Here is a 21,885-nt window from a genome sequence, read left to right as displayed (position 1 = left end):
GCCCCTCAGCCCGCTTCCTCCTCCCCCTGCTGGCGGCTGAAGCGGATGGAGGCGACCTCGTCGAACATCTGGGTCTCGCGGCGGCGCCGGGCTTCCTTGGCGGCAAGGTCGCGCTGTTCCTGGACCTGCTCAAACTTCTTCAGCTCGCGGAATGCCTCGGTCACCGCCTCCTCGGCGCGGGCCACCTCGGCCTGGAGCATGGCGTCGCCCCGCTCGAACTGCTCCCGGCGCTGGATCACCTGCTTGGCGAAGCCGTGGTAGGTCAGGCCGGCCATGGTGGGGTCGCTGCCGGCCACCCGCTTCTCCGCCACCACCTGCTCCTCGAACCGCTGCCGCTGGGCGCGCAGCTCCTCCAGCCGTTCCCGCGCGGTGGCCAGGGCGCGGCGGCGTTCGTCCACCTCCCGCTGGTGCAGGCGGATCAGGGGTTTCAGGTCCTTCATCCGGCACCCCCGCCGCCCAGGATGGCGGCAAGCTCGGCATAGCAGGTCTCCAGCGGCGCCCGCTCATCCTTGCGCTGGCGCAGGAAGCCCTCGATGGCCGGGTTGAAGTGGATGGCCTCGTCCACCGACGGGTCGCTGCCGCGGCGATAGGCGCCCAGGCGGATCATCTCCTCCATGTCGGCATAGCTGGCCATCAGGCGCCGGGCGCGGGTGACCAGGGCGTTCTGCTCCTCATTGTTGCAGCCGGGCATGGTGCGGCTGACGCTGCGCAGGATGTTGATGGCGGGATAGCGCCCGCGCTCGCCGATCCGGCGCTCCATGACGATGTGGCCGTCCAGGATGCCGCGGACGGCGTCGGCGATGGGCTCCTCCATGTCGCCGCCCTCCACCAGCACGGTGAACAGGCCGCTGATGGTGCCCTGGCCGGTGCCGGGCCCGGCCCGCTCCAGCAGGCGCGGCAGTTCGGCGAAGACGGTGGGCGGATAGCCCTTGGTGGTCGGCGGCTCGCCGGCGGACAGGCCGATCTCCCGCTGGGCCATGGCGAAGCGGGTGACGCTGTCCATCAGGCACAGCACGTCTTGTCCCAAGTCGCGGAAGTACTCGGCGATGGTCAGGGTCATGTAGGCCGCTTGCCGGCGCATCAGCGGCGGCTCGTCGCTGGTCGCCACCACCACCACGCTGCGGGCCAGGCCCTCGGGGCCCAGGTCATGCTCCAGGAACTCCTGCACCTCGCGCCCGCGCTCGCCGATCAGGCCGATGACGCTGACCCCGGCCTCCGTATATTTGGCCAGCATGGACATGAGCACCGACTTGCCCACGCCCGACCCGGCGAAGATGCCCATGCGCTGGCCGCGGCAGCAGGTCAGGAAGGTGTTGATGGCCCGGACACCCAGGTCCATCTTGCCGCCCACCCGCCGGCGGGCATGCGCCGGGGGCGGGTTTGCCTTGACCAGCATGGGCACCTCCCCCTGGGGCAGGGGGCCCTTGCCGTCGATGGGCTGACCCAGGGCGTTGACCACCCGGCCCAGCCAAGCCTGCGTCGGGAAGATGGCGGCCTGGCCCTCCGCCACCTCCGCCTGGCAGCCCAGGCCGATGTCGTCCAGCCCGCCGAACGGCATCAGCAGGGCGCGCCCGGCGCGGAATCCCACCACCTCGCAGGGAACAGGCTTGCCGCCGCGGGTGATCACCCGGCAACGCCCGCCCACGGACAACTTCTTCTCCACCCCGCCCACCTCCACCATCATCCCGAGGACGGAGGTCACCCGGCCGAACATCCGGGTGTCTGGCAAGGCGTCGATCTCGGCCACCAGGCGGTCAGGGTCGTGGATCAAGGCGGCTCCCGGCGGAAAATAAGAGGTGGGACCGACTGTGACCTGTCGGTGTTAACCATTGGTAACACTCGGCGTGCATAGCATAAGCGGCTACCCTCTGTTAACCTAGTGGTGTCGAGCGGACGGGCAGCCGGTCGTGCGCCACTCCCGTCGGGGCTATTCCCGATGGACACACCCCTGCAACCACCCCGACCTTTCGGGGCCAAGCGGCAAGGAATGTGCGATGAGAGTCCTGCTGGTCGAAGACGATCCGATGATGCTGAAAAGCATCGAGCTGATGCTCGGCTCCGAGGCCGGCTATATCGTCGACAGCACCGCCATGGGCGAGGACGGTCTGGAGATCGGCAAGCTGTATGACTATGACATCATCATCCTGGACCTGATGCTCCCGGACATCGATGGGTATGAGGTGCTGCGGCGCCTGCGCTCGGCCAGGGTGACCACCCCGATCCTGATCCTGTCGGGCCTGTCCGACCTGGATGCCAAGATCAAGGGCCTGGGATTCGGGGCGGATGACTACCTGACCAAGCCCTTCGACAAGCGGGAACTGCTGGCCCGGGTGCAGGCCATCGTCCGCCGCAGCAAGGGCCATTCGGAAAGCGTGATCCGCACGGGCAAGCTGACCGTCAACCTGGATGCCAAGACGGTGCAGGTGGACGGCGCGCCCCTGCACCTGACCGGCAAGGAATACGGGATCCTGGAGCTGCTCTCCCTGCGCAAGGGCACGACCCTGACCAAGGAGATGTTCCTGAACCACCTGTATGGCGGCATGGACGAGCCGGAGCTGAAGATCATCGACGTCTTCGTCTGCAAGCTCCGCAAGAAGCTGGCCACCGCGACGGACGGGGATAACTACATCGAGACCGTGTGGGGCCGCGGCTATGTGCTGCGCGACCCGCCGGAGGACGCGAAGGCCCAGCCCCAGCGGGCCTCCGCCTGAACCGGGGTTCCTGCCGCCCATGGCCAACATCGTCCTGGTGGGCGCCGGCCACGCCCAACTCCACACCCTGAAGCACCTGTCGGGCTTCACGGCGCGCGGCCATGCGGTGACGCTGGTCGCGCCCGGGCCCTTCTGGTACTCCGGCCTTGCCACCGGGGTGCTGGGCGGCCATTACCCTGAGACGCTGGACCAGGTGGACGTGGCCCGCCTGGCCGTGCGCGGCGGGGGGACCTTCATCCAGGACCAGGTGACCCGCATCGACACGGCCGCCAAGCGGCTGGTGCTGGCGGGCGGCGACAGCCTTTCCTACGACCTGCTGTCCCTGACGACAGGCAGCGAGGTGCCCGCCCTGCCAGGGACGGAGGGGCATGCCCGCTGCTTCCCCGTCAAGCCCATCCCGCGGCTGATGGAGCTGAAGACCGCGCTGGAACAGCGGTTCAAGCGCCACCCGGCGCGGGCCGTGGTGGTGCTGGTGGCCGGCGGCGGGGTCACGGCGTGTGAGCTGGCGGCCAACATCCTGGCCCTGGCCGCTTCCCGCGGCGGCAGCGTGCTGGTCACCGTGCTGGCGGGCGGGGAACCGCTGTCCCAGCTCCCGCCCAAGGCGGCCAAGCGGGTGGTGGCGGACCTGGAGCGGCGGGGCGTGGTCTTCCGCGTCGGCGACCGGGTGAAGCGGGTGGAGGGGGTGGAGGCGGTGATGGAAGGCGGTGACCGGCTGCCCTTCGACCTGTTCCTCAACGCCACCGGCCTGCGCCCCAGGCCCATCGCCCGGGGGAGCGGCCTGCCCATGGACCGGGACGGTGCCCTGGTCGTGGACGGCACCCTGCGCAGCCCCGCCGACCCCTCGGTCTTCGGCGCCGGGGACGGGGTGGCCCTGGACGGGCATGAGCTACCCAAGGTCGGCGTCTACGCCATCCGCCAGGCCCCGATCCTCTGCCACAACCTGCTGGCCGCGGCGGAGGGCCAGCCCCTGCGCCGGTTCGTGCCGCAGAAGGATTATCTCTGGATCATGAACCTGGGCGACCGCACCGGCCTTGCGGTCCGCGGCAGCTTCTGGTGGGCGGGTCGAAGCGCCTGGTGGCTGAAGGACCGGATCGACCGGCGGTTCCTAGCAGCGTATGCGGGGTGACGTATCGGGGTTCGCTGGCGCTCACTACGCGCCCGTAGGTCGGGGTGACCAACGGGAACCCCGACAGATCACGCCTCATACCAGCCGCCGTTGAGCGTGACCGACCAACGGCCCCCCAGGCGCCCCCGGCTCGGGGGCCGGGGCAGGCTCGCGCCGCCATCCGGCGGCTTGGCTCACGCGGGCCGGCGGTCGCCGGCCTCCAAGCGCATGGGTCAGAATCTCATGCGCTTGGTGTCACGCCCTTACCGGCACCCCGGCCAGGGTGTACAGGCCGCGCTGGCCCTCCATGGGCTTGAACTTCTCGGTGATGCCCAGCACCGTCTCGGCACCGCCCAGGTACAGCACGCCGTCGGGCGGCATCTGCTTGGCCATGGCCTCGAGCACCTTGCCTTTGGTCGGGCCGTCGAAATAGATCAGCACGTTGCGGCAGAAAATCACGTCGAACTGGCCCAGCGGGGACAGGTCGCTCAGCAGATTGTACTCCCGGTACTGCACCCGGGACCGCATGTCCTCGGTGATCTGCCACTTGTCGCCCACCTGCTTGAAATACTTGACCAGCAGGGTGATGGGCAGGCCGCGCTGCACCTCGAACTGGGTATAGATGCCGGCCTTGGCCTTGTTGACCATCTCACCGGACAGGTCGGTGCCGATGATCTCGATCCGCCAGCCGGCCAGCCGCGCCCCTTCCTCGTTCAACAGCATGGCCAGGCTATAGGCCTCCTGGCCGGAGGAACAGGCGGCGGACCAGATGCGGATGGTCTTCTTGGCCGCCCGGCTCTGCAACAGCATGGGCAGGACGACGGCCTTGAACTGGTCGAACGGCTTGGTGTCACGGAAGAAGGAGGACTCGTTGGTGGTCATCGCCTCCGTGACGTCGCGCAGCAGCGCCTCGTCCCGCTTGGCGCGGATCACCGCCGCTAGGTCTTCCAGCCCCTTCAGGTTCCATTTGCGGGCCACCGGCATCAGCCGCGACTCCAGCAGGTAGGCCTTGTCCTTGGTCAGGACCAGGCCCGAACGCTGCCGCAGCAGGGTGCAGAACATATCGAAGTCTTCGACCTTCATGCCGCCTGCCTCGTCGCCTGCTTACGGATGTAGGGACCGATTTCCTTCAGGGGCAGGACGGCGCTGCACAGGCCGGCCGTGGCGACGGCCCCCGGCATGCCCCAGACCACGCTGGTGGGCTCGTCCTGGCCGACGACGGCGCCCCCGGCCTGCACCACATGGTCGCAGCCCTTCTGCCCGTCATGCCCCATGCCGGTCAGGATGACGGCCAGCACCTTCCGCCCATAGGCCTTCACGATGCTGCGCAGCATCGGGTCCACCGCCGGGCGGCAGAAATTCTCCGGCGGGTCCTTTGTCAGGGTCAGGGTGTTCTGGCCGTTCTTCTGCACCACCAGCATGTGGAAGTCGCCCGGGGCCACATAGGCGCGGCCACCCATGATCACCTCCCCCTCCTTCGCCTCGGCGCAGGGCACGCCGCACTGGCGGGTGATGTGCTCCGCCAGGATGGTGGTGAAGGTGGCGGGCATGTGCTGGGTGATCAGGATCGGCTGCTTCAGCTCCTTCAGGTTGCCCAGCACCTCGAACAGGGCCTGGGGGCCGCCGGTGGAGCTGCCGATGGCGATCACGTCCGGGCGGAACTCCGGCGCGGCGCGCAGCACCACGGGCCCCGGCTCCGGCCGGGTCCGGATGGGCGTGGGCAGGGTGAAGCCGCTGGTGGGCTGGGCCGGCGCCCCCGGGGCGGGGCGGGCCACGGCCGGGGTCGGCACCGCCTTGCGCGGGTCGGCCTTGCGGGCCGCCTGGCCCAGGGCCTTCACCTTCTCCGTCAGCTCGCGCTTGAAGGTGTCGGCCCCCGTCAGTTCCCGGGTGGAGGAGGGCTTCGGGATATAGTCCGCGGCACCCGCCCGCAGGGCCCGCAGGGACACGTCCGCCCCCTTGGCCGTGAGGGTGGAGGCCATGACCACCTTCACGTTGGGATCGGCCTGCAACAGGTGCGGCAGGGCGGACAGCCCGTCCAGCACCGGCATCTCGATGTCCAGCACGATCACGTCGATGGGCTGGCGCGGCAGGGTGTTGATGGCCATCTGACCGTTGGCCACCGACGCCACCACCTTGATCTCGGGGTCCGTCTCCAGCGCGCGGGTGATCAGGCCGCGGATGACGGCACTGTCATCCACCACCATCACCCGGAACGGGTCGGGCGTGCTGGGTGTCGGGGGTGCGGCGGCTCGGCCGGCATACTCGGTCATGGGGGCGCCTCGGCCGGCCTCAGAGGAGGCCGACCTGCTGGAACTTGGTCTCGATGATCTCGCTGTCGAACGGCTTCATGATGTACTCGTTGGCGCCGGCCGACAGGGCCTCCTGGATATGGGCCAGGTCGTTCTCGGTGGTGCAGAACACCACCTTCGGTGCCTGGCCGCCGGACATCTTGCGCAGGCGGCGCAGGAACTCGATCCCGGTCATGACCGGCATGTTCCAGTCCAGCAGGATGGCGTCGGGCATGGCCTTGGCGCACTGGTCCATGGCCTGCTTGCCGTCCTCGGCCTCCGAGCAGGAGAAGCCCAGTTCTTCCAGGATCTTGCGCGCGACCTTGCGGACCACGCGGCTGTCATCGACGACGAGGCAGGACTTCATCAAGGGACCTCGATCAGGGGCGCCCCGGCGGGGCCGTCGCGGCGGCTCACGCCGCCTCGATGTTGGCGAAGTTCAGCAGGCGCGACACGTCCAGCACCACCAGCAGCGTTTCCTTCAGCCGGTAGATGCCAGTGGAGACCTCGCGCCAGCGCTGGTCCATGGTGGCGGGGTGCCGCTCGAAGTCGTCACCGGACAGGCTCAGCACCTCGCCCACGCTGTCGACCATCAGGGAGTACAGCTCCCCCTTGTGGTCGACGACGATGCTCATGCCCTTGCTCTCCTTGGTCGCCTTGGGCAGGCCCAGGCGCAGCCGCACGTCGATGGCGGTGACGATGCGGCCGCGGAGGTTCAAGGACCCCGCCACCTCGGGCGGGGCCAGGGGGATGCGGGTGATCTTCTGCGGCCCCAGAACGTCCTGCACCTGCAGCACGGGGATGCCGAACAGCTGGTCCGCGATCGTCGCGGTCACGAAGTCCTCGTTCTTGGCGACGGAGACCTCGGTGGCCTGGGTCCTCTTGGCGGGGAGGCGGGCACTCATGCGGCACCTTTGCTTTCGGTGATGGTCTGCTGCAGGGCGAACAGCAGGGCGTCACGGTCGAACTTGGCGACATAGTCGGTGAAGCCGGCCTGCCGGCCCCGGTCCAGGTCGCGGGGCGTGGCGTGGCTGGACAGCGCCACCAGGGGCACGCCGGACCAGCGGGCGCTGCCCCGGACCGCCTGGGCGAACTCCAGGCCTGTCATGCCCGGCATCTCGATGTCGCTGATGATGACGTCGTAATCCTCGCCCGCCTCGTGCAGGGACAGGGCCTCGTCCGCGCTGTCCACCGCCGTCACGTCATAGCCCGACACGCTCAGCAGCGGGGTCAGCAGGTTGCGGAAGAAGGGGCTGTCGTCCACCAGCAGCACCCGGTGCTGCCGCTCCTCCTCGAAGCCCGTGTCCCGGCCGTTGCCGAACCAGTCCTTGAAGGCGCGGGTCAGGTAGAAGCCGGCGTCGATCACGTCGGTGGCCTTGCCGGCGATGATGGCGCTGCCCAGGAAGCCCGGCCGCTCCGTGCCCAGCTCCACCTGCAGCTTGTCGTCCACGATGTCGACGATCTCGTCCACCACCAGGCCCATGGAGCGGTCGCCGTCGGCGAACACCACCACCGGCTGGCGCTTGCCGCGGACGATGGACCAGTTGGGGTCGATGGGCACCAGCGGCATCAGCTTGCCGCGGTACTGCACCACCGGCTCCCCGTTGGACAGCTCCACCTGGTTCAGGTCGATGTCCTCCAGGCGGGCCACCAGCGACAGCGGCACGGCCTTCGGCCCGCCCTCGCCGGCGCTGAAGATCAGCAGCGCCATCTTGTCGTCCTCGCGGCGCGCCTTGGCGGCGGTCTCTGCGGCCTGGGCGGCCGTGTCCTGCACCGCGGTGGTGCCGGACGCGGTGGCGATGCCGTTGGGGTCCAGGATCATGATCACCGAGCCGTCGCCCAGGATCGTGTTGCCGCTGAACAGCTCGATATGGCGCAGGATGGGCGCCACCGGCTTCACCACGATTTCCTCGGTGTCGAACACCCGGTCCACAATGATGCCGAAGGTGTAGTTGCCCACCTGGGTGACGACGATGAAGGTCTCCCGCTTGTCCTCGTCGTCCGCGCCCAGCTTCAGCAGGCGCTGCAGGCTGACCAGGGGCAGCAGGCGGTTGCGCAGGCGCAGGACCGGGGCGCCGTTGATGCGCTCGATCTTGTGCTCGCTGTCATCCGCCGCGCGGACCAGCTCCACCACGCTGATCTGCGGCACGGCGAACCGCTCCCCGCCGCACTCCACGATCAGGGCCGACACGATGGCCAGGGTCAGCGGGATCTTGATGGTGAAGGTGGTGCCGCGGCCCTCCACCGACTTCATCTCGATCGTGCCGCCGATCTTCTCGATATTGGTCTTCACCACGTCCATGCCGACGCCGCGGCCGGAGACGCTGGTGACCTTGGCGGCGGTGCTGAAGCCCGGCTTGAAGATGTATTGCTGGATCTGCTGGTCCGACATGGTGGCCAGCTCGGCCTCCGTCGCCAGCCCGTTCTGGACGATCTTCGCCTTGATCTTGTCCAGCGGCAGGCCTTTGCCGTCGTCGCTGATCTCGATGATGATGTGGCCGCCCTCATGGAAGGCGTTCAGGGTGATGCGGCCCGTCTCCGGCTTGCCCTTGGCCACGCGCTCCGCCGGCGTCTCCAGCCCGTGGTCGCCGGAGTTGCGGACCATGTGGGTCAGCGGGTCCTTGATCAGCTCCAGCACCTGCCGGTCCAGCTCGGTCTCGGCGCCCAGCATCTGCAGGTCGATCTTCTTGTGCAGCTCGTGCGCCAGGTCACGCACCAGGCGCGGCAGCTTGGCCCAGGCGTTGCCGATGGGCTGCATGCGCGTCTTCATGACGCCTTCCTGCAGCTCCGACGTCACGTGGTTCAGGCGTTGCAGCGGGGTGGCGAACTCGCTGTCCTTTTGGGACCGCAGGATCTGCAGCAGCTGGTTGCGGGTCAGCACCAGCTCCGAGACCATGGTCATCAGGTTTTCCAGCAGGTCCACGTTGACGCGGATGGTCTGCTGGGCGACGGCGCTCTCCTTCGCCTCCCCCATGGGGCCGTGGTCGGCGACGTCCATCTTCGGCGCGGGCGGCGGCGCCTCGGCCGGGGGCGGGGCCTCGGCCACCGGGGCCACTTGGCGGGACTGCACGGGCTCCGGCGGGGTCGCCTTCACCACGGCGGGGGTGGCCGGCACGGGCGGGGCAGGGGGGCGGCCGCGGCGGCAGCCTCGGCGGCCACGGCGGCGGCCATGGCGGCGGCCGTCACCGGCTCGAAAAGCTGGTCCGGGTCGTTCTCGGCGGGGGCAGGTTCCGGCTCCGGCGCGGGTGCGGGGGTGGCCGCCTTCGGCAGCTCGCGCCCCTCGGCCATGGCGTTCAGCCGCTTGATCAGGTCCTCGTCGGTGCCCGGGGGCTCCGCCTCGGTCTGTTCCAGGACCGACAGGATCGCCTTGATCGTGTCCAGCGATTCCAGGATCAGCGACACGGCATAGGGGCTGACCTCCAGCTCCCCGTCGCGGAAGCGGCCCAGCACGTTCTCGGCGGCGTGGGCCACCGACTCGAGCCTGGGCAGCCCCAAGAACCCGCAGGTGCCCTTGATGGTATGCACCAGCCGGAAAATGTTGCTGAGCAGCCCCGGGTCGTTGGGGTTCTGTTCCAGCCTCACCAGCTCCACGTCGAGGACCGCGAGGTTCTCGTTGGTCTCCGTGAGGAATTCACTCAGCAGGTCATCCATGGTCCCTCGCCCGTCACGGGATAGTCTGGCGCCGCGAACACACATCAAGACGGCTGGACCGGGACCCCCATGGCCCCCATCCAGCCAGCCGGACGATGGCAGTCTGGCGGTATTGTCTTAAATCCGCCTTACCACGATCGAATTGATGGCGCGGCCTGTCCTCCCTGGCAAGGGGGAGCATACCTTTTTCGAGAGGGGCAGGACTATCCCTTTCGAGCGGACATCCGGGTTCGTTCGGTCAGGTGTCAAATCCGGGGCGGACACACACGGGCCAGGCGCCTGCCCGCACGAGTGCGGGGGCGGGGGAAACTTGCCGGGTTCAGGCCTGGGCGATGGCCAGGGTGAAGCGGCCCTCCGCCTCCTCGCCCAGGGCCAGGGTGAAGCCATAGGCCAGGGCCATCCGCGCGGCCACATGGGCCACGATGCCGCGGGGGTCAGCTCCGCGTCGGGCTGGTCACCGCCCAAGGCGACTCGCACCTCCGGCCGCAGCGCGGCACCGGTGCCCTGGGCGGCCAGGGTCAGCCGGCCGGCATCGCCGTCCACCCGCAGGCTGCCGCCCCGGGGCAGGCCTTCCTCCGCCAGCACGCCGGCGGCCAGCAGCAGCTTGAAGAAGCCCGGCGGGGCGGTGGGCAGCGTGGCGGTCCAGGACAGGGCCACCTTCCCGCCGCGGAACCAGCCCTCCAGCACGGCCCGCGCGTCCGCGGCACTGATTCCGTCCTGGCCGCCCGCGGCCCCGAAGGCCAGGCGGAACAGCTTCAGCCGCTTGGCGGCGGCATCCGCGCTGTCGGCGATGAGGTCCAGCGCCTCCCCGCCGTCGGCGAGGCCCGTCTCCTCGATCAGCTCCACGCCGTTGTTGATGGCGCCCACCGGACTGACCAGGTCATGGCAGAGGCGGGAGCACAAAAGCTCCACGGCGCGGACGGACAGTGTCACCGGCATTCCCCCGACTCCCGAGTTTTCTTGGCCGAAGCCACCCTGGCGCCCAATGGCACGGAAGGGTAGCATTGGTTTCCGTAACAAATGGTGAATGGTTTCCATCCCGGAACCAAGTGCATCGGAAGGCCGCCCCATGGATGACACGCTGGTACCCGGCGCCATCGTGCGCCACCCCGGCCAGCCGGATTGGGGCCTGGGCCAGGTCCAGTCGGTGGTGGGCAACCGGGTCACGGTGAATTTCGAGCATGCCGGCAAGCTGCTGATCAACGCCGCGGTGGTCAGCCTGTCCGTGGTGGACGAAGACGACCCGGCGCTGCGCTGAGGGAAAGATACTCAGGCCCCCGGCTGCGGGCGCCTAACCCTCATAGGGGTGGGTGTGGCCCTTGGGGTCGGTGACGGTCCAGGCGCCGTCGGCCCCCGGCTCCAGATATCCCGGCCCGATGGGCACCTTGCCGTGGCCGCCGGGGATGTCCAGCACATAGGTGGGCTGGCACAGGCCCGACAGGTTGCCCCGCAGCGCCCGCATCAGCTCCTGGCCCCGCGCCACCGACGTACGGAAATGGCCGGTGCCCAGGGCCAGGTCGCCCTGGTGCAGGTAGTGGGGCTTCACCCGCGCCGACGCCAGGGTGCGGAAGGTCTTCGCCAGGGTCTCCACGTCGTCGTTCACCCGCGCAGCAGCACCGTCTGGGCCAGCATGGGGATGCCCGCGTCCACCAGCCGCCCGCAGGCCGCCCGGGCCTCCGCCGTCATCTCCTTCCAGTGGTTGGAGTGCAGCATGATCCAGGTGGGGGCCCGCTCCCCCGCAGGGCGCGCACCATCTCGTCCGTCACCCGGCCCGGGTCCACCACGGGCACGCGGGTATGGATTCGCACCAGCCCCACATGGGAGATGTCGTTCAGCCGGCCGATGATCTCCTGGAGGCGCCGCGGCGACAGGATCAGCGGGTCGCCGCCGGTCAGGATGACCTCCCACACCTCCTCATGCCCGGCGATATAGGCCAGGGCCGCGTCCAGCTCCGCCGGGTCCAGGGCCTCTGACCCCGGGCCCACCATCTCCCGCCGGAAACAGAAGCGGCAATAGACCGGGCAGGCATGCACCGGCTTCAGCAGCACCCGGTCCTTGTAGCGGTGGGTGATGCCCTTGACGGGGGTGAAGGGTTCGTCGCCGATGGGGTCCGCCCGCTCCTCCGGCCGCACCTCCAGCTCCCGCGCGTCGGGGATGAACTGGGCGGCGATGGGGTCGCGCGGGTCGGTCGGGTCCACCAGCTCCGCCATGTCCGGCGTCACCGCCACGGCGAAGCGCTGGGCCACCGCCTCCAGCGCCGACAGGGCTTCCGGCTGGACAAGGCCGGCCGCCGCCAGGTCGGCGGGGCGGCGCAGGGTCTTCACTTGCTTGATCGGGTCACGCGGCATGATGGGGCGGATAGGTCGGCCGCCGAAGCGGCCCTGTCAAGGCTCCTCACCCCATGCCAGCCATAACGACAAAGCCCCGCCGCGGGTGATCCGGGCGGGGCAGTCGTCGGGAGAACCGATGGGAATGCGAAGGCCTTACTTGGCGGCGATGGTGACCGTCAGTGTGTCGGCATAGTCGCCGGCGATGCGGGAGGCGGAGGCCGGGACCGTCACGGTCAGGCTGGACTGCTTGCCGAACTGGGCGGTGGCGCGGGCCACGACCAGGTTGGCGGTCGGGTTGCCGGCCTGGTTGTCGTAGGCCAGGGTGTAGGCCACGGGCACGCTGCCGGAGGCATTGCTGGTCAGGGCCTTGTTGGCGGAGGCCACGGTGATGTTGTAGCCGGTCCCGGAATTGCAGGTCTCCACCACCCGGCCGACCTCACGGTTGCTCTCGCCGTTCACCAGGTTCAGGGACTGGTTCATGTCCTGGACCTGGATGGTGCAGCTCTGGGCGACGGAGCCGCGGAGCTGGATGGTGCCGGTGGCGGACTGGGCCAGGGCGGGGGCGGAAGCCAGGGCGGCGAGGGCGACGGCGGCGGCGAGGGTGGCGGCGATCTTGGTCATCTGTCTCTCCATCGGTTCGGCGTTTGCGCCTTTGCCGAGGAAGGTTTGCAGGCCCTGTGCCAAAGGGGTAGGGGTGGGCTCCCGTCAGCTAAGTTGTTGGAAATGCTTGGGATGAAGGGGTTGGTCGCCTAGGGTTGAGACGTTGCATTTCGCAAGGGATTGCAAAATGCAATTTGCAGAGTGCATGTGTTGCATTCTGCAAGATGCTGGTTGTCAGCCCGGGCGTGACCCGGGACCCTTGAGAAAGCGGACATGCCAAGGGGCGGTAGCGGGCCATCTTGTGGGCGCCGGCGCGGTGGTCAGGGGGCTTATGAACGCAGAGGACACAGTTGGCCGCAGAGGACGCAGAGGGGAGACCAACCTAGGGGAACAGTGATGACGGTGATGGCCAGGGATGACGGTGATGGGTTCGGCTTGTAATCGGCGTGGTGCCCGGATGTCGGCGTGAACCATCATCGGCCTGCGGCGCACTGTTATAGTTGCCATGGCAAGCAAAGCCCAACGGCAGGGCCGCACCGACAGCCTCCGTGTCCTCTGCGGCCATCTGCGTCCTCTGCGTTCCCCGAACAGGCCAGTCACTGGTGCGAAGAATCGGGAAGCAGCGACGCATCACTGTCATCCCTGGCCATCCCTGTCATCACCGTTCCCGTAAGTTTCCCCGGGCTGCCCGTTGGGCTTCCGGTGCCCTGCACGACCCGATCCCGAGGGCCCCGGGTCAAGCCCGGGGTGACAGCAAGTGCTTGGCAGGAAACAAAAAGGGCGCCGGCGAGCCTCCCCGCCGGCGCCCCCTCCTGGCAACGTCCGTCCTCAGAACCCGGCCGCGTGCCCGTCCACCCGCATCTCGGTGCCGCCGCGGTAGACGCCGTTGGCGTGGTCGCGTTGGATGGCCTCGTAGCTGCCGTAATGGGTGCCGGGCTTGTAGATCGCGTTGTGGCCGCGGCGCTTCAGCTCCTCCAGCACCGACGGGGCGATGCCCTGCTCCAGGAACAGGGTGCCCACCCCCTCCGCCGGGGCGCCGGTTGGCTCGGCGCTGCCGTCATGCTGCCAGCGGGCGGCGTCGCCCGCCTCCTGCACGTTCATGCCGAAGTCGATCATGTTGACCAGCACTTGGACATGGCCCTGGGGCTGCATCGCCCCGCCCATCACGCCATAGGCCAGCCAAGGCTTGCCGTCCTTGGTCACGAAGCCGGGGATGATGGTGTGGAAGGGCCGCTTGCCGGGCGCATAGACATTGGGGTGCTGCGGGTTCAGGGCGAACTGCTCCCCCCGGTCCTGCAACATGAAGCCCAGCCCGTCCGGCACCAGCCCGCTGCCCATGCCGCGGTAGTTGGACTGGATCAGCGCCACCATCATCCCGTCCTTGTCGGCGGTGGACAGGAAGATGGTGTCATGGCTTTCCGGCATCTTGCCGGGGTCGGGCGTGCCGGCCTTGGCCATGTCGATCAGCGGCCGCCGCTCGTTGGCATAGTCCTTGGAGATCAGGCGCTGGAGCGGGACCTTCACGAACTCCGGGTCGGCGTACCAGCGGGACCGGTCGGCGAAGGCCAGCTTCTTCGCCTCCACCATCACATGCACAAAGTCGGCGCTGTTGTGGCCCATGGCCTTCAGGTCATAGCCCTCCAGCAGGTTCAGCATCTGCAGCGTGGCGATGCCCTGGCCGTTGGGCGGGATCTGCCAGACGTCGTAGCCGCGATAGTTGGTGCTGACCGGCTCCACCCAGGTGCTGGTGTGGTCGGCGAAGTCCTCGAACCGCAGGGGCCCGCCGATCCGCTTCATGTAGGCGTCGACGGTCTTCGCCACCTCGCCCTTGTAGAAGGCATCACGCCCGCCCTTGGCGATCAGGGAATAGGTGCGGGCCAGGTCTGGGTTGCGGAAGACGCGGCCCGCCTCCGGCATCCGGCCGTCGGGCAGGTAGGTCTTCTTTAGGTTCTCCACCTCCTCCACGTCCTTCTGCTCCAGCAGGCGCTTGATGTTGCGCGCCATGCCCTGGCCGATGAAGGGGGACAGGGGGAAGCCGTCCTGGGCATAGGCGATGGCGGGGGCCAGCACCTTGTCCATGGGCAGCTTGCCGAACTTCTTGTGCAGGTCGAACCAGCCGCCAACGGCGCCCGGCACGGTCACCGACAGGGACCCGAAGCTGGGGATGGCGTCCCGGTCCGCCAGACGCTGGCGGAGCTGTTCCAGCGTCTGCCCCTTGGGCGCGCGGCCAGAGGCGTTCAGGCCGTACAGCTTGTTGGTCTTGGGGTCCCAGACCAGGGCGAACAGGTCGCCGCCCACCCCGCTGCCCGTGGGCTCCACCAAGCCCAGCATGGCGTTGGCGGCGATGGCTGCGTCCGCGGCGCTACCGCCCTGTTGCAGGATGGTCACCGCCACCTGGGTGGCCAGGGGCTGGCTGGTGGCCGCCATGCCGTTCTTGGCGATCACCTCCGACCGGCCGGCGAAGTTTGCGCCCACCAGCCGGTCGCCGCGGCCGGGTTGGGGGTTGGTGTCCGCCGCGGCGACGGTTTCTGTCATCAGCGGCATGGCCGCCACCGCTGCCACCAGCAGCGCTCCCAGCGTCTTGCGCATCCGTCCTTGGCCTTCCCTGGCATCGGCTTGTCGTTCTTCCCTCAAGGCGGTGCCCCGCCTCCTCCCCGACCATCTAATGCCAAGCGCATGCTTCGGCAACAAAGCGATGCCGGGCTGGCGGCGTGGCCGCTGGGAATGCTAGGACGGGGCAGCTTTCCCGCAATAAAGGTGCATCCATGCAGGTCGCGGTCAACGGCATCCGGCTCTGGTTCGACGTGGAGGGCCCCGGCCTGGTGCCGGACGGGGAAGGGATGCGCCAACGCCCCACCCTGGTGCTGCTGCATGGCGGCCCGGGCTTCGACCATGCCACCTTCAAGCCGGCCTTCGGCGCCCTGGCCGACACGGCGCAGGTGATCTACCTGGACCACCGGGGGCAGGGGCGCAGCGGGGGCGAGGACCGCTCCACCTGGACCCTGGCCCAATGGGCGGACGACGTGCGCGCCTTCTGCGACGCGCTGGGGATCGAGAAGCCGGTGGTCCTGGGCAACAGCTTCGGCGGCTTCGTCGCCCAGGAATATCTCCGCCGCCACCCGGACCATGCGGCGGGCGTGATCCTCTCCTCCACCGCCGCCCGCATGTGCCCCGACCTGATCGCCGCCGCCTTTGAACGCCGCGGCGGCCCGGCCGTGCGCGATGCGGCCATGGATTTCTGGAACGATGTGCGGGCAGAGAAGGTGGAAGCCTTCAGCCGTACCTGCATGCCCTACTACACGGCGCAGCAGCCCGCCGACGGCGTCCCCGGCCGCCGCCGCTCCCTCCAGAAGCCGGAGGTGCTGGAGCATTTCAGCGGCCGGGGTGGGGAGATGTGGCAGATGGACTTCCGCGACAGCCTTCGCGGCACAAGGGTGCCGGTCCTGGTTCTGGCCGGCGATTTGGACCCCATCACCCCCTGGGAATGCGCGGAGGAGCTAGTGGCCCACCTGCCGCCCCACCTCACCACCTACCACCGCGTCCCCCATTGCGGCCACGGCCTCTGGCGCGACGACCCGGACGGCTGCTTCGCCGTGATCCGGTCGTTCCTGGACAAGGTGGCATGAGCCGGGGAAGGAACCGGCTCCAGTGGACAGGTGTCCTAGGCCATGACATGCTGGGCCCGCCGCGCTTTCCGGGCGCGGCGGGTCTTGGACATGGTGAATGGCAGGAAGCCTAGGGAGATCGGCGCTTAAGGTGACACAATTCGAACCGCGTCACCTTTGTCTCCTTAAGCGCAAATTCCTATATCGCCCAAGTGCTTGGAAGGTGACACGCGTCACCTTAAGCGTCGCGTTAAGGTCACCTTACGTCACCTTAAGGTCGCCTTTGGTCACTCACCGCATGCCGACGGCCATGGGGACGCTGCTGTTGAATGCCTCGATCTCGCTGGCAAGCCTTTGGACATCAGGCAAGGTCGATATCCTAAGGTATGCCAAGTGCTCGGCCATCGCCGCGGTCAGGTCCCAGGGGCCAAGCACCTCCTGCAAGAAGGGCCGGGCAGCCCGGATTTGCAGGAAGTCGCCATGCAGGTCCTGGGCGATGAAGGTACCGGCCTCGTCCAGGTAAATCCGTGATGACAGCTGGAATCGCCCGTGCAGGGCGTCGGCCAGCGCTTCTGTTGTCGGGTATCGGTAAACCACGTCGTGGGCCGGCTCGGTTGGCACGCAGCCAATGCAGTAGATCGCGTCGATGCCCCTGGCCCGCAACGCCGCGAACAGCCCTCGCAGGTGATTGTGGATATTGCTGTCTGACAGGGGCAGAACCACTTGGCCCGACGGCATGCCCGGCAGGCGGGTCATGTCGACCTCATCTGACGGGCTCTCCAGGAGTGGATAGGGCCGCAGCCCCTCGACCCGTTCGGCCAGGGCTATCGGCATGGGACAGGCCGTGATGCCGAGGGAAGCCGCCTCGGCCGACCCCAGCAGATCGCCAAGCCAGAACGGGATGGCCAGGTCGGACATGGTCACCGCCCGCTTCCCGCCGGGGGCTTCTGCCCGCCCAGCAACCCCTCCAGCACGCCGCGCACGGCCTCTTCCGGCTTCGGCGCGCTCTGGGGTTGGGTCCCGTCCGGGGCCGGCTGGCCGCCGCCGCCCAGCAAGGCCCCGGGCAGGTCACGCAGCTCCTTGGCCTTGTCGCGCAGGGCGGCGGGGTCGCGGATGGCCTCCTGCACCACGCCGGACAGGTCGGGCTTGAAGCTCAGCGCGTCGAAGCTGCCGGTGACCAGGATGGGCACGGACAGGCCCTTCTGGTCGGTGCTGCCGGCCCCCTGGCCCTCGATGCTGGCCACCAGCCGGGGCACGATGCGGAAATCCACGGTGCGGGGCTGCAACTGCACCGTGCCCGACCCAGCCACCCGCAGCAGCGGGGCGATCAGGCGGAAATCCTCTGTCTTCGCCACGCCGTCCTGCACGGTGAAGGCGCCGCCCATCTCCGCGAAGTCGGTCTGCTGCGGCCCGTCCGTGGCCCCGCCGGTGACGGAGCGGACCAGGGCCGCCACGTTGATGCCCTTCACGGCACCGTCGCGGAAGATCACCTGGCCCTGGCCGTCCAGGCTGCCCATCAGGTCGTGCTGGCTGCGCCCCTGGCCCTTCATGTCGAGGGTCGCCTCCGTCGTGCCGCTCAGCCGCTCGAAGTTGGCGAAGCGGCGCAGCACCGGTTCCGCCTGGATGCCCTTCAGTGTCGCCTGCACGGCGACACCCGGCGTGGCTGCCGCCGCGTCCAGCCCCAGCTTGCCCTGGACACTGCCGCCGAACAGCTGCATCGGCGCCAGCGCGGTGTTCAGCTTCCCATCCTTCAGGTCCAGCCCCAGGGTGGTGGCCCCGGCCTCCACCCCCGCCACCAGCAGGCCGGCCAGCTTCACGTCCAAATCCAGGTCGGCGGCCTTCAGCCCCGACAGGTCGATGGGCTCCCGGCTCCAGCCCGTGGCCTGGGCCGACACGGGTGCCCCTGCCGGGGCGGGTTGGGCGGGCGCCGCCGCCGGGGTGGCGGGGGGCATCAGCCTGTCCAGGTCCAGGCGCGACACGGCCAGCGCCCCCTTCACCGCCGGCCGCACCCCGCCCAGGGATGCTGCCAGGTCGCCGGTCACGGCGATCTCATCCGCCTTCAAATCCATGCCGCTGAGCGCTACGCGCTGCGGCGTGGCCTGGAGCTTGCCGGTCAGGTCCAGCTTGGAGACGGGCAGGTTGGCCGGCGCCTGCCCGGTCAGGGCCTTCAGCGTGGCGGGCAGGGACGCCACCGCCGCCTGCAGGTCCCCCGCCACCGACACCTCACCCCCCGCGGGGCGGGTCAGTTGCCCGTCCAGCGATGCCTCCGCCCCCTCGGTGGACAGGGTGGTGACCAGCTTGGCCGTGCCGCCCTCCACCAGCGCGCGGGCCGGGTTGGCCTGGGTGCGGACGGAAAGGGGCTTGCCGTCCACGCGCATGTCGGCGGTCAGTTCCAGGGGCGCGTCCAGGCGGGCCATGGACAGCTCCAGGTCCAGGTCCTCCGCCTTGTGGCTGCTGCCGGTGCGGGCGTCGGCATAGGTCAGGGTGCCGTCGCGGATCTCCACGTCGCCCAGGGACAGCTCGCTCACCGGGCCGCCGGCGGGTTGGTTCGGGTCGGCCGGGGCGGGCTGCTGCGGCTGTATCTGCCAATTGGCGCGACCCTGCTTGTCCACGACCAGGTTGATGGTCGGCCGGTCCAGCACGAACCGGTCCACCTTGGCCTCGCCGGACAACAGGGGCCAGAGTTGCAGGCGCACATCCATGCTGCCCAGGTTCAGCAGGTCCGGCCCGCCGGGCAGGCCGGCGAAGGTCACGTCCCGCAGGGTGACGGCGATGTTGGGCAGGACGGACACGTCCACCGGCCCCTTGATGGACAGCTCCCGCCCGGTCCTGGCCTCCACTTCCCGCTCCAGCCGGGCGACCAGCGCCTCCTTCGGCACCAGGAAGGGGATGGCCACCAATGCGGCCACCAACAGGACCACCACGACGCCCAGACCGACCAGCAGCTTGCGCATACCGTCCTCCCCGTCCCGTTCCGTCAACAGGGTCCCAACCCCGGGCGGCGAAATCAAGGCGGCAGGGGAGGGGGGACCCGTCGCTGTCACTTGGCCCTGCGCCCTTGCCTCGCTATATCCTGATGTACACCGCCCCGGGACGCCGGGGCCGACTGCACAAGGCGGTATCATGACCAGCGCCGACGGGACGTTCCCCGCCGCTTCCCGGACCCAGCCCCTGGTGGACCCCTTCGGCCGCGCCATCAGCTATGTGCGCGTCTCGGTCACCGACCGCTGCGACTTCCGCTGCGTCTATTGCATGTCGGAAGACATGGCCTTCCTGCCCAAGGCGGACATCCTCAGCCTGGAGGAGCTGGACCGCTTGTGCAGCGCCTTCGTCCGCATGGGCACCCGCAAGCTGCGCCTGACGGGTGGGGAGCCGCTGGTCCGCCGCAACATCATGGAGCTGGTGCGCAGCCTGGGCCGCCACCTGCGCGACGGCTCGCTGGAGGAGCTGACGGTCACCACCAACGGCAGCCAGCTCGCCAAATATGCCGACGACCTCCGCGCCGCCGGGGTCCGGCGCATCAACGTCTCCATCGACACCCTCGACCCCGACAAGTTCGCCCGAATCACCCGCTGGGGCCGCCTGCCCCAGGTGATGGAAGGGCTGGCCGCGGCCAAGGCGGCGGGGCTGGAGGTCAAGATCAACGCCGTGGCGCTGAAGGGCGTCAACGACGGGGAGTTCGATGACATGCTCCGCTGGTGCGGGGCACAGGGCTTCGATCTGACCCTGATCGAGGTGATGCCCCTGGGCGACATCGACGGCACCGGCGGCGGGGAGACACGGGCCGAGCAGTTTCTGTCCCTGTCGGAGGTGCGTCGCGACCTGTCCAAGCGCTGGACCCTGGAGGACATCGACTACCGTACCGGCGGCCCCGCCCGTTATGTCAGGGTCAAGGAGACCGGGCAGCGGCTGGGCCTGATCACGCCGCTGACCCACAATTTCTGCGAAAGCTGCAACCGCGTCCGCATCACCTGCACCGGCACGCTCTACATGTGCCTGGGCCAGGAGGACGCCGCCGACCTGCGCGCCCCGCTGCGGGCCAGCGCCGACGACGCGCTGCTGGACCAGGCGATCCGCGCCGCCATCCAGCGCAAGCCCAAGGGCCACGACTTCGTCATCGACCGCCGCCGCGCCCCCTCCGTGGGCCGGCACATGAGCGTTACCGGCGGATAAAGGCTAGGTGGTTGTTGCCGCCTGCGCTACCTTCCGGCTGCCATGACGACCCTGACGCCCCCCATCCCCCAGGCCTCCGCCCGCAACGGGGTGGGCCACCTGCCCGCCCTGGCCTTCGTGGCGACGGAGACGGCGGAAGCCCAGGCCTCCAAGGACCGGCTCTGCGAGCGCTATGGCTGCGTCGCGCCGGAGAAGGCGGACGTGATCGTCGCCCTGGGCGGCGACGGCTTCCTGTTGGAAACCCTGCACGCCTACCTGGAGCGGGAAGTGCCGGTCTATGGAATGAACCGCGGCTCGGTGGGCTTCCTGCTGAACAATTACTGCGAGGACGGGCTGCAGGACCGGATCGCCCGGACCCAGCGCGTCTTCCTGAACCCCTTGCGCATGGTGGCCCGCACCGCCGACGGGCTGATGCACCAGGGGCTGGCCTTCAACGAGGTCTCCCTGCTGCGGGAGACGCGGCAGGCCGCGAAGCTGCGGATCAGCGTTGACGGGGTGGTGCGCCTGCCGGAACTGACCTGCGACGGGGCGCTCGTCTCCACCCCTGCCGGCAGCACGGCCTACAACCTCTCGGCCCACGGGCCCATCCTGCCCCTGGGGGCCGACATCCTGGCCCTGACCCCCATCAGCGCCTTCCGCCCCGCCGCTGGCGCGGCGCCCTGCTGCCCCACGGCGCCCGCATCCTGTTCGAGGCGCTGGAGGCCCAGAAGCGCCCGGTCAGCGCCGTGGCCGACTTCACGGAGGTACGCGACGTCACCTGCGTGGAGGTGTTCGAGGACCGCACCGTCCGCTCCACCCTGCTGTTCGACCCGGAGTTGAACCTGGAGGAGCGGATATTGAAAGAGCAGTTCGCGCCTTGAGCGCGTCTTGTCGGGGTGGACAACGGCAACCCCGAGACCCCGGGTCTCACGCCCTGTCCACCCGCGCCGCGTAACAGCCACGCCGGGCAAAGTGGATGTGGACGTACGCCGTGCGGCTGTCGGCCAGGAACCGCTCCAGCAGCGATTCCAGCTCCGTCCCCGGCACCACCTCCGCGTCGGTGATCAGGTCATCGCCATCATAGGCGCGGACGGAAAGCAGGCGGGTGCGCAGGTAATCCGGCACATGGCCCAACACCTCGGTCCCCGCCGCCCCCTCCCGGACGAAGATCGGCCCGCTGGCCTGGTAGGGGCCGTCGGCCGGCTGGTGGGTGTGGGACAGCAGCAGCACCCTTTCCCCCGGCTCCGCGTCGGCCAGGGTGACGCGGCAGGGATAGCCGGGCTTGGCGTCGGCCACGTAGCGCCTGATGCCGCGGGCGGCCAGTTCGGCATCGGGCAGGCCGGCCAGGGCTAGGAATTGCTCGCCGGGCAAACCGGTGATGCGGAAGGGGGTCATGGCGGGTCTCCGGCTGGTAGGGTTGCCGGAGGATCGGGCATCGGGACG

The 21,885-nt window shown here is 69.2% G+C and carries 19 protein-coding genes and 2 pseudogenes; 6 read left to right on the top strand and 15 right to left on the bottom strand.

The annotated features are described in order from the left end of the window. Positions 1-5: 5 nt before the first annotated feature. Both fliJ and fliI read right to left on the bottom strand, forming a co-directional pair. Positions 6-440, bottom strand: a complete 435-nt coding sequence (gene fliJ, locus HHL28_RS11080) for a flagellar export protein FliJ (RefSeq protein WP_075773030.1) — start codon at positions 438-440, stop codon at positions 6-8. After that, on the bottom strand, positions 437-1,714 hold the full coding sequence (gene fliI / locus HHL28_RS11075; protein ID WP_404326913.1) for a flagellar protein export ATPase FliI: 1,278 nt from the start codon (positions 1,712-1,714) through the stop codon (positions 437-439). The genes fliJ and fliI overlap by 4 nt, the downstream gene beginning before the upstream one ends. Before the next feature lie 280 nt (positions 1,715-1,994). Here fliI and ctrA point away from each other — a divergent pair, with 280 nt between their 5' ends. Beyond that, positions 1,995-2,711 (top strand): response regulator transcription factor CtrA, encoded by a 717-nt coding sequence (gene ctrA, locus HHL28_RS11070; RefSeq protein WP_075773032.1) that lies wholly within the window; start codon positions 1,995-1,997, stop codon positions 2,709-2,711. A gap of 19 nt (positions 2,712-2,730) precedes the next feature. Continuing rightward, complete coding sequence (locus tag HHL28_RS11065; RefSeq protein ID WP_075773033.1) at positions 2,731-3,837, top strand: NAD(P)/FAD-dependent oxidoreductase; 1,107 nt, start codon at positions 2,731-2,733, stop codon at positions 3,835-3,837. Positions 3,838-4,071: 234 nt separating this feature from the next. Here HHL28_RS11065 and HHL28_RS11060 read toward each other — a convergent pair whose 3' ends face one another. The 6 genes and pseudogenes from HHL28_RS11060 to HHL28_RS11035 form a co-directional block, all read right to left on the bottom strand. Continuing rightward, positions 4,072-4,899 carry a CheR family methyltransferase gene (locus tag HHL28_RS11060; RefSeq protein ID WP_075773034.1) on the bottom strand — a complete coding sequence of 276 codons (828 nt, stop codon included), beginning with the start codon at positions 4,897-4,899 and terminating at the stop codon, positions 4,072-4,074. Continuing rightward, positions 4,896-6,086, bottom strand: a complete 1,191-nt coding sequence (locus HHL28_RS11055) for a protein-glutamate methylesterase/protein-glutamine glutaminase (protein WP_075773035.1) — start codon at positions 6,084-6,086, stop codon at positions 4,896-4,898. Before HHL28_RS11055 ends, HHL28_RS11060 begins: the two co-directional genes overlap by 4 nt. A gap of 19 nt (positions 6,087-6,105) precedes the next feature. Continuing rightward, entirely contained in the window at positions 6,106-6,471 is a 366-nt protein-coding gene (locus HHL28_RS11050) for a response regulator (protein WP_075773036.1), read from the bottom strand. Positions 6,472-6,517: 46 nt separating this feature from the next. Then, complete coding sequence (locus HHL28_RS11045) at positions 6,518-7,009, bottom strand: chemotaxis protein CheW (RefSeq protein ID WP_075773037.1); 492 nt, start codon at positions 7,007-7,009, stop codon at positions 6,518-6,520. Continuing rightward, positions 7,006-9,755: pseudogene (locus HHL28_RS11040) on the bottom strand (hybrid sensor histidine kinase/response regulator). The gene HHL28_RS11045 and the pseudogene HHL28_RS11040 overlap by 4 nt, the downstream one beginning before the upstream one ends. Positions 9,756-9,872: 117 nt before the next feature. Beyond that, positions 9,873-10,694, bottom strand: coding sequence for a histidine phosphotransferase family protein (locus tag HHL28_RS11035; protein WP_169655127.1), 822 nt, complete (start codon positions 10,692-10,694; stop codon positions 9,873-9,875). 130 nt (positions 10,695-10,824) lie between these two features. On the opposite strand from HHL28_RS11035, the gene HHL28_RS11030 reads away from it, so the two are divergent. Further along, complete coding sequence (locus HHL28_RS11030; protein ID WP_075771960.1) at positions 10,825-11,013, top strand: DUF3553 domain-containing protein; 189 nt, start codon at positions 10,825-10,827, stop codon at positions 11,011-11,013. 33 nt (positions 11,014-11,046) lie between these two features. Here the strand turns inward: HHL28_RS11030 and HHL28_RS19135 are convergent, their stop codons facing one another. From HHL28_RS19135 to ggt, 4 genes are all read right to left on the bottom strand, one after another. Next, entirely contained in the window at positions 11,047-11,358 is a 312-nt protein-coding gene (locus HHL28_RS19135) for a hypothetical protein (protein ID WP_449686570.1), read from the bottom strand. Positions 11,359-11,437: 79 nt separating this feature from the next. Next, positions 11,438-12,103 (bottom strand): radical SAM protein, encoded by a 666-nt coding sequence (locus tag HHL28_RS19130; protein WP_449686568.1) that lies wholly within the window; start codon positions 12,101-12,103, stop codon positions 11,438-11,440. A gap of 135 nt (positions 12,104-12,238) precedes the next feature. Beyond that, positions 12,239-12,706 (bottom strand): spore coat protein U domain-containing protein, encoded by a 468-nt coding sequence (locus HHL28_RS11020; protein WP_075771962.1) that lies wholly within the window; start codon positions 12,704-12,706, stop codon positions 12,239-12,241. A gap of 807 nt (positions 12,707-13,513) precedes the next feature. Beyond that, positions 13,514-15,274 carry a gamma-glutamyltransferase gene (ggt, locus tag HHL28_RS11015; protein WP_075771963.1) on the bottom strand — a complete coding sequence of 587 codons (1,761 nt, stop codon included), beginning with the start codon at positions 15,272-15,274 and terminating at the stop codon, positions 13,514-13,516. A gap of 176 nt (positions 15,275-15,450) precedes the next feature. Here ggt and HHL28_RS11010 point away from each other — a divergent pair, with 176 nt between their 5' ends. After that, positions 15,451-16,311, top strand: a complete 861-nt coding sequence (locus HHL28_RS11010; RefSeq protein ID WP_075771964.1) for an alpha/beta fold hydrolase — start codon at positions 15,451-15,453, stop codon at positions 16,309-16,311. Positions 16,312-16,581: 270 nt separating this feature from the next. On the opposite strand, the gene HHL28_RS11005 is transcribed toward HHL28_RS11010, so the two are convergent. Both HHL28_RS11005 and HHL28_RS11000 read right to left on the bottom strand, forming a co-directional pair. Next, the gene (locus HHL28_RS11005) at positions 16,582-17,208 is read right to left on the bottom strand and encodes a hypothetical protein (protein WP_075771965.1); all 627 of its coding nucleotides are present in this window, start codon (positions 17,206-17,208) and stop codon (positions 16,582-16,584) included. 2 nt (positions 17,209-17,210) lie between these two features. Then, positions 17,211-19,244 (bottom strand): AsmA family protein, encoded by a 2,034-nt coding sequence (locus HHL28_RS11000; RefSeq protein WP_075771966.1) that lies wholly within the window; start codon positions 19,242-19,244, stop codon positions 17,211-17,213. 169 nt (positions 19,245-19,413) lie between these two features. Between HHL28_RS11000 and moaA the strand changes: the two genes are divergently transcribed. Both moaA and HHL28_RS10990 read left to right on the top strand, forming a co-directional pair. Next, positions 19,414-20,463: a GTP 3',8-cyclase MoaA gene (gene moaA, locus HHL28_RS10995; RefSeq protein ID WP_075771967.1), complete on the top strand. Its 1,050-nt coding sequence runs from the start codon at positions 19,414-19,416 to the stop codon at positions 20,461-20,463. Between the two features lie 42 nt (positions 20,464-20,505). Beyond that, positions 20,506-21,323, top strand: a pseudogene (locus tag HHL28_RS10990) (NAD kinase). 46 nt (positions 21,324-21,369) lie between these two features. On the opposite strand, the gene HHL28_RS10985 reads toward HHL28_RS10990, so the two are convergent. Then, positions 21,370-21,837: a DUF1203 domain-containing protein gene (locus HHL28_RS10985; RefSeq protein ID WP_075771968.1), complete on the bottom strand. Its 468-nt coding sequence runs from the start codon at positions 21,835-21,837 to the stop codon at positions 21,370-21,372. Positions 21,838-21,885 lie beyond the last annotated feature (48 nt).

The organism is Aerophototrophica crusticola (assembly GCF_012913305.1).
Lineage (GTDB): Bacteria > Pseudomonadota > Alphaproteobacteria > Azospirillales > Azospirillaceae > Niveispirillum > Niveispirillum crusticola.
This window is presented reverse-complemented; position numbering and strand designations above follow the sequence as displayed.